The following is a 13528-nucleotide window of genomic DNA, read 5'->3' on the forward strand; positions in this document are numbered from 1 at the left end:
TGGTGTTTACTTTTTAAAAAACGTTGCTTTTAACGTTTTGGTATTTCCAACGTTATCAGACACTACAATTTTAAAAATATGTTTACTTCCCACCAACTTTTTATCACTAAAATCGTAAGTTAATATACCTTTTTTGTGATTATACTCCATCAAAATCCACTCATTATCAATTGTTGCCTTGTAATCACCAATACCTGTTTCCTTATCTTTTATTTTTACCTTAAGCGTTTTATTTTTGGTAATCCACTTACCATTTTGAAAGTTAACTGGTGTAATTGAAGGCTTTTTAGTATCATAATTTAAAGTATACTTACCTAGCGATTTTGTAGAAGTATAAACTTTATCTTCTTTTTTCTTTGTTGAAACGTATCTAGGATATTTAGGATTATTAACATTAGAAATATAAACTTGTTTTCTTTGAGCTTCGGACAGGTGTGATATTCCAAATGTTAATGTATATCTTTTATCCAGAGGTATAGTAGGTTTGTGGATTGATGCCACTCCATTTTTTAGTTTAAAATCGATAAAACAATCTTCATAGAAAGTGTTTTTAGGAAAAGCCACAGTAACATTTTGAAGCTTAAACTTATTAAAATCTGCTGTATTTATTTTGTAATTAGATGTGTCTAATGCTCTAAAAGTAGCACTACTTTTTACTCCTTTAACGGGAATTTTTATTCTAGTTTTATTTTTTTTGAAATCACTACTGATAATTTCAATGCTATAGTTAGAGTTTTCTTCAATATGAATCTTACCATTATCAACTAGATTTTCATATAAACTAAGCTTATTGGGAGCAACTTTATGTGTTTTTTGAAGTCTTTTTCTATACTTTTTATAATGGGCATAATCAATATGTAAATTGATAAATTTACTCTCCGCAAATGAAAATGTTTCAACATCATGATAATAAACTCTATTTCCATTGACTTTCATTTCAAGACTAAAAATTCCATTTTTGTTTGAGGCACCATTTAATCTATCAAAAACGTTTATTCCAAAACCAATTGTACCAGCAGCATCAATACGGTCAGTTACGAATTCACCTTCTTTAATTTTTTTTAATTCTAGAGTAGTTTTTTTTGCGAAGTTGTTTATACGAGCATTATCACTAAGAGGATAAACCATTAATTGATTTACAGTAGGCTTAATGGTGTCTTCAACGTCGAAACTAAAAAATAATGGATTAATTATGTTTTCTGTTTTTGTATCTCTTATTTCGTAATGCAAATGTGGTCCACCTGAGCTACCAGTATCTCCCGTATACCCAATAATGTCTCCTTTTTTTATAGAAAATACATCTTGCTTCGGGAAAAGATTACCAATAGCGTATTTTTTCTTTTTGTATTGAGCTTTTTTTACATAAGCTTCAATTTTTCCAGCGAATTTTCTTAAGTGAGCATATACAGTTGTATATCCGTTAGGATGATTCATATACAAAGCTTTTCCAAAGCCATATTGCCCAACTTTTATTCTGGAAATATAGCCATCCGCAGGAGCGTAAATAGGTAAACCTTCTTTTCCTTGAGTTTTGATATCTATTCCCGAATGAAAATGATTGCTTCGTAGTTCTCCGAAAGTACCAGAAAGGATAATTGGAATTTTTAAAGGAGAATCAAAATAGTTCTTTGGATATTGGTCTTGAGCAAGAATAGTTCCGCTTGCCAGACAAAAAAAAAGTATAAGGTAAAGTTTCAAAATTGCAACAGTTTTAAAACAAAATTAATAAAATAAATATAAAAATGATAGTATCTTTGTTATCAATAACTTATTAAAAACATGCAAAAAATTTGTTAAATTAATCTATATTAATAACTTTGTAGAAATAGTTTTATTCTCGGAAATTTAATGAGTAACACTCAAGAAGCAATTCATCTACTGGAAGTTAAGTTAAAGACGTTAATTTCTAATTATGAGTTTTTGAAGGAAGAAAATAGTATTTTATTCCAAAATAATGCAAAGTTACAAGGTTTGTTACAAGAGAAAGAGCGACAATTGAAAGAAAAGCAAGAGGAATACGAATTGCTGAAAGTTGCAAAAACTATCGAGGGCAGTAATGATAACACTAGAGAAACAAAACTCAAAATAAATACATTAGTAAGAGAGATTGATAAATGCATCAAACTCTTAAGTACCTAAAAGTTCTTTACATGGCGAAGCTAAAAGTTAATGTTGTTATAGCAGGTAGAACATACCCTTTAAGTGTTAATTCTACAGATGAAGAAGAGGGAATGAGGAAGGCAGCTAGGAATATTAATGAATTAATTGCTAAATTTGAAGAAAATTATGCGGTTGCTGATAAACAGGATGTTTTAGCAATGTGTGCTTTACAATTTGCTTCAAAATTAGAAATAGAGTCAATTAGTAAGGAAAAAAAAGATAAAGAAGCGTTACAAAAAATAAAGGCATTGATTGAATTAATTGATGCCGAGATATAAATAAAAGTTCTTTTAAATATAAAACATTAATATACTGCCTGCATTAGTACTATAGTTTAATAAACTCAACACTATTCAATTAAAAAGGATGAGTCTTGATTAGTAAAGTATGCCAACTTTGTTTTGGATTCTTGATCAATCAGTTAGTCCTAAACCTGTCTATACGGAGTTTATAAAACCCTATTAATGTGGGCTTTTTTTATACAATCAATTTAAAATTATGGAAGGAGTATTATTTCCTGCTTTGGCAGGAATTATAGGTTTAGTGATAGGTTTTATTATTGCTAAAATGTTAGAGAAGACTAAGGCGAATAAGTTAATAGTTGATACTAAAGATAAAGCTAAGAATATAATAAAAGAAGCTAAGGTTGAAGCTGAGGCAATAAAAAAGGATAAAATTTTACAGGCTAAGGAAAAGTTTATTGAATTAAAGGCTGAACATGAAAAAGTTATTTTATCCAGAGAAAAGAAAGTTTCTGATGTAGAAAAGAGAGTAAGAGATAAAGAAAGTCAGGTTTCAAGTGAATTAGACAAATCGAAAAAGCATAATAAGTCGTTACAGAAAAAAGAAGCTGACTATGACTATAAAATAGAGTTTTTAGAGAAAAGAGAAAACGAAATCGAAAAACTTCACAAGCGTCATGTTGATATGCTGGAACAAATATCAGGTTTATCAGCAGATGAGGCTAAAACGGAACTTGTGGCTTCTTTAAAAGAAGAGGCGAAGGCAGATGCTATGGCCTTTATTCAAGACACGGTTGAAGAGGCTAAGATGACAGCACAGCAAGAAGCTAGGAAAGTAGTTCTAAATACTATTCAAAGAGTAGGGGTGGAGCAAGCTGTTGAAAACTGTGTTTCTGTGTTTAATTTGGAGTCTGATGATGTAAAAGGAAGAATTATTGGTAGAGAAGGTCGTAATATTAGAGCCTTAGAGTCGGCTACAGGTGTTGAAATTATTGTTGATGATACTCCTGAAGCAATTATTCTTTCTTGTTTTGATCCAGTAAGGAGAGAGATTGCAAGATTGTCAATGCACAAATTAGTAACTGATGGAAGAATTCACCCTGCAAGAATTGAGGAAATAGTTCGTAAAACTGAAAAGCAAATTAACCAAGAGATTATTGAAGTAGGTAAGAGAACTGTAATTGACTTAGGAATCCATGGGTTACATCCAGAGTTAATAAAAACTGTAGGAAGAATGAAATACAGATCTTCTTATGGTCAGAATTTATTACAACACTCAAGAGAGGTAGCTAATCTTTGTGGAATTATGGCTGCTGAAATGGGACTTAATGCGAAGGCGGCTAAAAGAGCTGGACTATTGCATGATATAGGAAAGGTTCCAGAAACGGAAAGTGAACTACCTCATGCTTTATTAGGAATGCAATGGGCGGAAAAATATGGAGAAAAGCCAGATGTGTGTAATGCTATTGGAGCTCACCATGATGAAATAGAAATGAAGAGCATGCTTTCTCCTATAGTTCAAGTTTGTGATGCTATTTCTGGAGCAAGACCAGGTGCAAGACGCCAAGTGTTGGATAGTTATATACAACGATTAAAAGATTTGGAAGATATTGCGTTTGGATTTACAGGTGTTCAAAAGGCCTATGCCATTCAGGCCGGTAGAGAGTTAAGAGTAATGGTTGAAAGTACTAAGGTTAGTGATACAAAAGCGGCTGAATTATCATTCAATATATCTCAAAAAATTCAAAATGATATGACATATCCAGGGCAGGTGAAGGTAACAGTTATTAGAGAAACTAGAGCTGTCAATGTAGCGAAATAAATAATTTTCAGATATAATAAACTAAAAAAACCGAGTCAAATTTGACTCGGTTTTTTTTATCTATTTCGTCTAGATCTCCCTTCTTGTTCAGGGGTGGTACTTCTAAAATTACGACTTTTACCGCGTTGCTTTCTTCTTTTTATAACTTTGCTTCTTTTACCGATATCGGCGTTAGGAGCAGCTCTATAGTATAAATAGTCGTCATCTTCTCTGAATTGTCTGTAGTTGTTTCTAAAGTTTCTTCTGTAGAAGTATACATCGTCATAATCATAAACATCACCAATGTTAATGTCAATATCTATTGAGTCATCACAACCTATTCCGTCATCGAAAAACACTCCATTTTTTACACGTCCTTCATAAAAAGGGTTACCCCATCTGTCATAACGAATTCGTAAATCGCCAACTCTTACCAAGTGCCCTCTTCTGTATCTCATGAATACATTACCTATTCTGGTAACATTTCCTCTTAGACCATAATTTACAAAAATGTTTCCTACTCTGCGTATTCTACCTCTATGATCTCTTTCAATTCTTACTCCTCTGTTGATTCTAGTTCTTCTACCACGATAATCAACATATCTAGTATTTCTATAATGGGTATTAAAATCAAAATCACCATTAAGAAAAACATGAAATTCTACACCTCTTTCAACGAAAGAAATTGAATTACCATACGATCGTTTGATATTCACCCCAAGTTCGCTAGTTGATATTTCATTAGTATTTGCTTTTATAGGTGTTAACAGTATTAATGTTAGTATAAAAAGTATCCCTGTTCTCATAATTGCTAAATTTAGGGTTATGCTTACTCTATTTGCTTTTCGGCTTCCGCAGTTATTTGTAAATATTCAAAACGTGTGCCAAAATTTTTTTTAATAGTATTCTATTAATGATAATAGGAGGTATGTATTTGTATATAAGTTTGTTACAAAAGAGTAATAAAATATTGTTGATTACTCGTAAAATACCCTATATTTATACGACTTAGTTAAAAAATAAGAAATAATATAATGATTGAAGCTATAGATGAGAACTTACAAAGAGGTATTAAATTGTTAAATAGTATTAATGATGAAGAATATTGTAATAAATCGGTAGCTCCTTATTATTCTAGTATTGGAACTCATATGCGTCATGTGCTAGACGTTTTTTCTTGTATTTTTAAAGGGTTAGATACTAAAAATGTTGATTTTTCCGATAGAGAAAGAAATACTTTGGCTGAAGAATGGATTGCTGAAGGATTAAAGTATTTTGAAGAAATAAGGTCTAACTTGCTTAAAATAGATAGTGACGATTTTAATAAATTAATATACGTTACAGATGATTTAGGAAAAGGAAGTGTAACTGTTCAGTATACATTAGGAAGCGCATTGGTTCAAGCACACAGTCATGCTATTCATCATTTTGCTAGCGTAGGTTATATTATTAATCAATTAGGAATTCAGCTACCCGATGCAGATTTCGGTTATAACCCAACTACACCGAAGGAAATCAATAAGTCTTAAAAAATTGTACCTTTTACTATCAATGTAGTAGTAAGTAGTAAGTAAATTTTTTGCGTTATTCTTTCTATGTGTTAACTATTATCTGTGGATATATACCCAACCTCTTTGAGTTTTACTTCCGTCACCAGTATCAATATCTAAAGTATAGAAATATGTTCCAACAGGTAGGTCTTTCTTTTTATTGATAGTTGCTCTACCAGTTGATTCACCTCTCCAGTCGTTTTTATAATCAACAGCTTCGTAAACAACATTACCCCATCTGTTGAATATTGTTAAACTATTACCGCTGAATTGCTCTAAACCTTCAAAAATTAAAGTTTCATTTGTTGGATCTCCGTTAGGTGTAAAAATTAAATTTACGTTGTCAAGAACTCCGTTAGAAAATTCAGAACCAATTGTAATTACAGTATAATTATTAGGAGTAAAAATGTTAGAAGTAACTTGACCTGCGTTAAGATTTCCGCTAACACCAGTTCTGCCCAAATCTATCCATTTACCCTCAGACTCACTCCAACCAACAACTCTTAAAAGGTTTATGTTTGAGCTAATATCGTTAATATCACTATTGTTATCCCAAGTAAGAGTAACTCTAGTTTCCGTAGAACCTTCTAAGTCCCAAAACTCCGTGTTACTAACATTATCAAGGAAAATTTGCTTTTGTGCAGTATCGTAATTATAAGGAGCATTATTTGGATTTATAGCGAAGTAAGCACCTTTAAAAGTAGATGCCGAACCTTGAGTTGAAAGCATCATTGGTCTTAAACTGTTATCATCTCCAACAGGAAACACAAAATTGTTAGATCCTGTTACTGAAACATAACCATCAACATGTCTTTGGTCATCTTCTCCAGCATAAACATTATGGTTGATAAAATCAAGGGAAGTATTAGAATTATCTCTAGAAGTAAAAACTTTTCCATTGATAAAACTTAAATCATTAGTTACTCCAAGTGAAGCATAAAGCTCTACATCATTAACAGCGTCAATTTCAACATCGTTGAATACAGCTCTATTATTTCCTGATATACTTCTGATATCGTTATCACTGTAAAAACCAGCTAAACCTTCATTATTGTTGTCTAAGTTTCCATCATTTATGAAGTCAGTATGGAAACCAACGTTTGCATCACCGTGCAATTTTACTTCTCCGAAGTTATGAAAAGCTGTTTGAGCACCCAAAAACATAGGCATAACAAAAGCCATCATAGATAAAAAATTTTTCATAATACCCCCGTATTTTTATTATTTTTTATTACTATTAATTATATTTAAAACTGTCTGTCTTTTTAAATGCCGTTTAATTTTTAGAAATATGTTAGTTTTTAATGGTGCACAAATATAATATTTTTTTTGTAATTCACAAGTTTTTTTATACCATATATACTTGATTTGTAGCAAAGTATATAAAATTACATACTAAATTCGGTTTTTTGCGCCGTTTCATCAAACTAAAAAGTCTAAATCGTAAACTATTATTAAATTTTATAAATGTTTCTTTTTAGGGAACTCCTCTTTAAATTATGAGTTTTACTTTATGTTTCATTTACTTATTTAACAAATGCATTTTAAAGAACTTCTTGTAATAGACGTTGGGTTAACATCTTAATTACATTTATATGACACAAATAATTTAAAATAGTCACATTGAGTGTGTTATGATTGATTATTTGCTCATTAATCTCTTTTCAAAGGTAGATTTTTTATTACATATTACATTTCAATTTCGACAAGAGAACGAAAATAGCTGATAGAGACCTTAAGCTGCTTAATCTTGAAAATTTTACCATTTATCGCTTTAGATGCCCCAAAAAGTGATGGAATTGTCCTCTATATCCTGATAAACGGTTGCATTTATATCAGTTCTGTACATGATTAACTCCATAAAAGAGGTCGTTGATCGTCTGGTAGTACCATTTCCATTTGCCCAACAAATAGTAAAATCTTCGGTACGAGTACACCTTCCAGTCGTGTGAACACCATTAAACCTTTGCGTACCTCCTGATCTAGCTACTGCATTTGTGTTAGTTTTTATAAACGTATAAATTTCCCAGACATTTACATTACCAGCATTAGAAAACCAACGAGTACCATTACAGCAAATACCTGGGTCAAAATAGACTCTGTTATCACTCCAATTCATGTGTGTTGACCATCTATCTCTATTTGTTAAAACACCAAAAGAGTGTTGACTTTTTGTTGTAGCTCTGGCTATTGTAACGACGGTTCCTTCGTCACCAGCGTTTGTGACATCTTGTATACCATTCGGTGTGTCAACAATTAAAAAATCATCAGTACCATCTCCTTGAAAATGAGGGCGAGTTGTATCTGGGAAAAAACGAGGTTGTTGAGCATTATTCGTTTGAACTGCATTTCTTCCGAGACCACTTTGATCATACCACGTATGAACAAAAACGTTACTTCCACCACGCCAAGTATTAATGGCATCAATGTCTACAATATCGTTATCACCCCAAGAAAAGTCTTGTAAAGTATTATCACTTGCCCGTCTTAACCTAATTAGAGGACCATTATAATCACTTTCTAAGACTCTCATAGAAAAGGCAAAACTAATATTAGTTAGTTTGTCATCTAGTACATGAAACGGTTTCATGGTAGGGAAGTGGTTGTAATGACCAATTTGTGCAGATATGGTATAGCTAATAAAAAGAACTATACAAGTTAATTTTATTTTAAACATTCCTATAATCTTAAATCACCAGTTAAATGAAAATTGTTAGTGCTTGTAGACACAAGGCCAGCACCTGCATGTTGTCCAGCTGTTCTAAACCTTGATAAACGATTGAGTATGGTAACTCCTGCCGCCCCACTAATAGTTACCCTACCTGTATTTGTTTGATAAATACTTATATTAAATCCAACCGGTAAACCACTTGGAACAGTTAATGTAATATCCGAAGTGCTATTAAATGTGAAAACTTTACCGTTGTCATCGGCTATAAGAGTATAATTTGATGTTCGGTTCACTACTTCGGCAGTAGCGGGATCTCTCCATTGAGTTCCTGTAGCCGTAGATGTTAAAATTTGACCACTCGTTCCTGTAGCTCCTGAACTGTCAGAATAAGAACCTGCTACACTTAAGTTGTTGGAAACAGAGGTATCACCATTTAAGGTTATTCCATTTGCGGTAGCTGTTATAGTAATACCCAAAGTACCTGTTATTTGTGTTGTACTACCAGTGGAACCTAATTGTAATGGACCAATCGCAAATATTTGCGTTGAATTATTGGTGGATAATTGAAAAGCATTAATATTATTGAAGGTAAGAGAATTTCCACCTCCGTTTAGTGTTCTTGCCCCACTTAATGTTCCATCTATCGAATAAATATTCGACCCTAAGCTAGATGGAGAAATCCAGTTTGTACCATCAAAGAAAAATATATTTTTTTGACTTGAATTGTATAGGAGAGATCCTTCATTTGCACCTGTAATATTATTCATTTCTGTATTATCGGATGCAGAGGGCAGTCCGATAACTGAATTTGAATCTAACTGCGAGTAGCAGTAATGAGTTGAAATTAGAATAAAAGAGGTGGCTATAATTATACTTCTTATCATAAACCTAAATAAATAAATGTGTTAACAACTAAATATGGTTGGTATCTTTCAAATGATTGGTTACTACCACCACTGCTTACGGTGACGGTATGGTTATGGTTTCCAGCAAAGCTGGTATTGGTCGTTCCTCCTTGGTTAAAAAAAGTTCTGTTGGCATCTGCGCCATTTCTTACCCTATCAGTTCCGGTTCGTCTGTTAATAGTATGACGATGATTACCATTTGTAGATGTGGTTCCTGTAAAATTAATATTAGGCAAGTTAACTCTTGTTAACACAGTGGTGATAGCTCCACCAGTGTCATTAACATTTTCTGTTGATGCTGGATGTTTTAATATTCTATTTTGAGAATTGGGTATGTTCGTTGCAAAACCTAAACTCGTTGCATTTGTTTGAGCATTAGTGGGAAGAGAACTTGTCATTCTTCCATTAAGGATGTACCATCCATTATGATCGGATGTTAGAACACTGTACTTAACCTCTCCAACTGAAATTGACTGTTGATTAACAGGTACCCAATTTGTTCCATCAAATATATATATGTTTTTATTTGCAATATTATATACCATAGAGCCTTCAATAGCTCCCGTTACACTATTCATTTCGGTATCGTTTGTAACTACGGGAATCCCTTTAACAGAATTGGCATCTATCTGAGAAGTAATTGTTTTAGTCATTAAAACAAAAATTATAGTTAAAATATAATTTCTCATAACCCTAAATAAATAAATGTGTTAAATACTAAATAGGGTTGATACCTTTGAAAAGGTTGATTGCTACCTCCAGTGGATACTGTAACAGTATGATTATGATTACCTGTTGTACTGGTATTTGTTGTTCCGCCTTGGTTGAAAAAAGTTCTGTTGGCGTCACTGTTATGTCTTACCTGATCCGTTCCAATACGTCTTCCCACTGTATGACGGTGATTTCCATTGGTAGATGTTGTCCCAGTAAAATTTACGTTAGGTAAATTAGCTCGTGTTAAGGTCGTTGAAGCCTGTCCACCTGTATCTCCAATGCTTTCACCTGTAGTTGGATGTTTCAAAACCCGGTCTTCAGCATTTGGTAGGTTCGATGTAAAACCTAAACTAGTGGCATTTGATTGTGCATTAGTAGATAAAGTTGAAGTAGCTCTACCGTTTAATAAATACCAACCTGAATGATCTGATGTTTGAGAGCTGTATTTAATGTCTCCAACTGTATTTTTTTCTTTGTTAACAGAAACCCAATTTGTCCCATCAAAAATGTATATGTTTTTTTGAGAAACATTATATATCATTGAACCTTCATTAGCGCCGGTGATACCATTCATTTCTGTATCGTTAGAAGCGGAAGGAATACCCATTACGGAATTGGCATCTATTTGCGTTAGGGCTTTCGTGCCGAAGAGAATAAATAGAAAAAAGACATAATAGTTTCTCATAGTAGTGGTTATTTATAAGCAGTAAAAAGAACAACTAGGTTTTCCGAACCAGCAGTTCCTGTTTTAGAAACATTAATTGTAAATCCGTTAGTATTAAAAGATGTTAGTGATGCTGAAATTACACCAAGATTATCTCCATTTTGACTTCCATATCGAACACCGATGCAATTAGAACTGCTGGCATATCTTGAAATGTCATTGATTGAATTTCCATGCCCTCCTACGTAAATCACTTGTTGTGCTATAGTTCCACTGTCATTTCGGGCAAAACCGTTCATTGTTCCAAATGAGTTGTTGAGGCCCGCGTTGTTATTCCCAACGGCATTGTCACTGTTAATATTAAGACTTTCTATATTAGCGTGAGCGTTGAAAGTTATGGAAGTAGGAGAGAAGGGAAGTCCCGAAATAGTTTGGTTTCCTGTAGATGATATGATAAAAGCACCAACATAAATATTACTCGAAGTCAACATTTCTTGCCAACCTGAGCTCGTATACTCAACAACTCTATCTTTTGTTGTATCGAAGGCGAGGCTTCCTAATATTGGCGAAGCAACATTATTTAACTCTGTTGTTGTTGCTGATGGAAGACTGATTAATGATTGTTCATCAATTTGTCCTAAAAGCAAGTGGGTAGAAAAAATAAAAAAAAGAAAGGGGATTAGCTTATTCATTTTATCTATTATTATCAATTTATACGTTGCCAACTGGCCCCATCACTTTGTAACCATAACACACTATTGTTAAAAATAGTGGTAGAAGTACCATTGCTAAGAGTCCTATAAGTAGATATAGACCTGTTACTTCCTGCAATATTTTTAATAATATATAAACGACCAGCACAACTATTTGCTCCAGGTAAAGTGATGTTATGAGCACCTGTTATAATAACAGTATGATGGTCTTCATTTAAAGAGATACTAGATGTTGTTCTTAAAATGGCTGTTGAAACAGAACCTCCAACTTGAAGAGTCGAGTTTGCAACATTATAACCTGAGCTAGATGTATCGTTATAAGTAGGGTCAAGAGAAACCTGTTGAGGGTTTATATTTATTCCAAACCTTGGTTTAGCATTGGCACTACCATTACTTCCTTGTACTCTAAATAACTCTGTATGAAATCTACCATTACGATAATCATATCGTTTGAATACGATGGGTTCATTTCCATCATCGCCAATAATAAATTCCATTCTTCCGTCATTAGAAGGACCCGCTGAGCCTATTTCAAATAGATCAGTTCTACCACTACTTCCTTTTAATCGAAAACTTCCATTTGAAGTAGTGAAAAACATTGGTCTATAAAAAGAAGCACCAGACGCCGCGAACTGAAGTGCAGCAACATTACCATTTCCATTTAAATGTATAAGAGGTTGGTTGTTATCAGTATAATCTGGGAAATTTTGAACTAATCCGAGAGTTTGTCTCCTTCCGAATTCTAATAAAGGTAAGTTATTAGAACGGATTTGCATTTTAACGTCATTGGTGGTTCCTAAAAAATTAGAAGAGGTTGTCCCGTTATTTCCAGTAATTAACCAATTATTTCCACTAGTGGAAACCCAATTGGTACCGTTAAAAATATATATCCCTTTTTGAGCTACATTATAAACCATGGAGCCCTCTTGGGCTCCAGTTATAGAGTTCATTTCTGTGTTGTTCGTAACTTGAGGAACTCCTATTACAGAGTTGGCATCAGTTTGAGAAGCAACAACAGATGAAATTAAAAAGAATAGTATTTTCAACGAGATTTTCATAATGATTAAAAATCAATTACGTTAAACATAAATTCTAAATCAATATCATCTTTTTGGTTTGTTCCATTATCACTATCTCCGATATTAACTCTGAAACCAGTTGTTGTTTGGTTGTAATAAGTAATACCTGGATCGTCATAGTTTGCCGTTGTATTTCCTGGGCAATCTCCATTACAATCTAAGATAGATAATTGGATAACATAATTGGCATCTGCTCTAGCGGTGGTAAATGTAACTTGATAATCACCTTCATTCACTCTGGTAACAGTTGCCCCATAAATTTTTAAGGCAGCACCGGCACCACTTACTTTACCAGCAGCAACAGTTGTTGGTCCAGCGAAATATGCTCCTCCATTTGCACCAACTGTTAACTTATTATCGGTTTCTGCAGCGACAACATTTGCAGTTTGATTAGTTCCTGCTTCATTATTATAGGTAATAACACCTGTTGTTGTATTTTGAGAAAGTGAGGTTACACTTTCGTTAATTGTTGTATCTGTTCCATCTTCAGAGGTATAAGTTGCAATGGTTCTTGCATCAGTAGAAGTAACATCGGCATCGGCATTACCAGTAGCTTGAGCAACTTCTGTATTGGTTTCTATAATGTTGACACTAGAAGTTCCGTTGTTATGTGTTGCTATAGTATTTCCTGAAGTGACAACTTGTGTAACAGTTGATGTTAAATTGGATTTAGCTTCCCATTGAACTGTTCCAGTAGCACTTGTTGTAAGTACTTGGTCATTTCCACCAGAAGCAATATCAGCAGTGGCAATTGTACCGTCTAAAATTTTAGTTGAGTTCACGGCGTTATTAGCTAATTCAGTAGTACCTACCGCACCAGCTGCAATTTCAAGAGTTACATCATTAAGAGCAGCGTTTGTACCTCCAGTAACAGTTAAGTCCGAAGAAGATATAGTTCCGTCACCAGTAATAGCTGTTACGTCTACATCAAGCGCTCCAGTAGTTGCGTTTTGCGTAAGACCGCTACCCGCTACATCTGCGTTAATAGTTGCTGCATTTACAGCGTCATCAGCAATTTCAAGAGTTACA

Annotated in this window: 14 protein-coding genes and 1 other RNA gene; 5 read left to right on the forward strand and 10 right to left on the reverse strand. The window is 33.4% G+C overall.

Annotation, left to right across the window (positions count from 1 at the left end; genetic code table 11):
* Positions 1–6: 6 nt before the first annotated feature.
* Positions 7–1698: a M23 family metallopeptidase gene (locus ACKTTV_RS17670; RefSeq protein WP_408032197.1), complete on the reverse strand. Its 1692-nt coding sequence runs from the start codon at positions 1696–1698 to the stop codon at positions 7–9.
* Positions 1699–1848: 150 nt separating this feature from the next.
* On the opposite strand from ACKTTV_RS17670, the gene ACKTTV_RS17675 reads away from it, so the two are divergent.
* The 4 genes from ACKTTV_RS17675 to rny all read left to right on the forward strand — a co-directional run bounded on the left by ACKTTV_RS17675 (position 1849) and on the right by rny (position 4224).
* A complete protein-coding gene (locus ACKTTV_RS17675; protein WP_408032198.1) occupies positions 1849–2139 on the forward strand; it encodes a hypothetical protein in 291 nt (96 codons plus the stop codon).
* Between the two features lie 11 nt (positions 2140–2150).
* Positions 2151–2438: a cell division protein ZapA gene (locus ACKTTV_RS17680; RefSeq protein ID WP_408032199.1), complete on the forward strand. Its 288-nt coding sequence runs from the start codon at positions 2151–2153 to the stop codon at positions 2436–2438.
* Positions 2439–2501: 63 nt separating this feature from the next.
* Positions 2502–2610: non-coding RNA, 6S RNA (ssrS, locus tag ACKTTV_RS17685), on the forward strand.
* Between the two features lie 48 nt (positions 2611–2658).
* A complete protein-coding gene (gene rny / locus ACKTTV_RS17690) occupies positions 2659–4224 on the forward strand; it encodes a ribonuclease Y (protein WP_408032200.1) in 1566 nt (521 codons plus the stop codon).
* Positions 4225–4280: 56 nt separating this feature from the next.
* On the opposite strand, the gene ACKTTV_RS17695 is transcribed toward rny, so the two are convergent.
* The gene (locus tag ACKTTV_RS17695) at positions 4281–5009 is read right to left on the reverse strand and encodes a hypothetical protein (RefSeq protein WP_408032201.1); all 729 of its coding nucleotides are present in this window, start codon (positions 5007–5009) and stop codon (positions 4281–4283) included.
* A gap of 228 nt (positions 5010–5237) precedes the next feature.
* On the opposite strand from ACKTTV_RS17695, the gene ACKTTV_RS17700 reads away from it, so the two are divergent.
* Complete coding sequence (locus tag ACKTTV_RS17700; protein WP_408032202.1) at positions 5238–5732, forward strand: DinB family protein; 495 nt, start codon at positions 5238–5240, stop codon at positions 5730–5732.
* A 78-nt stretch (positions 5733–5810) separates the two neighbouring features.
* On the opposite strand, the gene ACKTTV_RS17705 is transcribed toward ACKTTV_RS17700, so the two are convergent.
* The 8 genes from ACKTTV_RS17705 to ACKTTV_RS17740 all read right to left on the reverse strand — a co-directional run.
* On the reverse strand, positions 5811–6956 hold the full coding sequence (locus ACKTTV_RS17705; RefSeq protein ID WP_408032203.1) for a gliding motility-associated C-terminal domain-containing protein: 1146 nt from the start codon (positions 6954–6956) through the stop codon (positions 5811–5813).
* A gap of 571 nt (positions 6957–7527) precedes the next feature.
* On the reverse strand, positions 7528–8430 hold the full coding sequence (locus tag ACKTTV_RS17710) for a hypothetical protein (protein ID WP_408032204.1): 903 nt from the start codon (positions 8428–8430) through the stop codon (positions 7528–7530).
* Positions 8431–8432: 2 nt separating this feature from the next.
* Positions 8433–9308 (reverse strand): hypothetical protein, encoded by an 876-nt coding sequence (locus tag ACKTTV_RS17715; RefSeq protein WP_408032205.1) that lies wholly within the window; start codon positions 9306–9308, stop codon positions 8433–8435.
* Positions 9305–9982, reverse strand: a complete 678-nt coding sequence (locus ACKTTV_RS17720; RefSeq protein WP_408032206.1) for a hypothetical protein — start codon at positions 9980–9982, stop codon at positions 9305–9307. The genes ACKTTV_RS17715 and ACKTTV_RS17720 overlap by 4 nt, the downstream gene beginning before the upstream one ends.
* A 32-nt stretch (positions 9983–10014) precedes the next feature.
* On the reverse strand, positions 10015–10728 hold the full coding sequence (locus ACKTTV_RS17725; protein ID WP_408032207.1) for a hypothetical protein: 714 nt from the start codon (positions 10726–10728) through the stop codon (positions 10015–10017).
* An 8-nt stretch (positions 10729–10736) separates the two neighbouring features.
* The gene (locus tag ACKTTV_RS17730; RefSeq protein WP_408032208.1) at positions 10737–11399 is read right to left on the reverse strand and encodes a hypothetical protein; all 663 of its coding nucleotides are present in this window, start codon (positions 11397–11399) and stop codon (positions 10737–10739) included.
* Between the two features lie 14 nt (positions 11400–11413).
* Positions 11414–12478, reverse strand: a complete 1065-nt coding sequence (locus tag ACKTTV_RS17735; protein ID WP_408032209.1) for a hypothetical protein — start codon at positions 12476–12478, stop codon at positions 11414–11416.
* 5 nt (positions 12479–12483) lie between these two features.
* A partial coding sequence (locus ACKTTV_RS17740) for a hypothetical protein (protein WP_408032210.1) occupies positions 12484–13528 on the reverse strand: 1045 nt, incomplete at its 5' end.

It is taken from the genome of Tenacibaculum xiamenense, assembly GCF_964513065.1.
Classification (GTDB): domain Bacteria; phylum Bacteroidota; class Bacteroidia; order Flavobacteriales; family Flavobacteriaceae; genus Polaribacter; species Polaribacter xiamenense.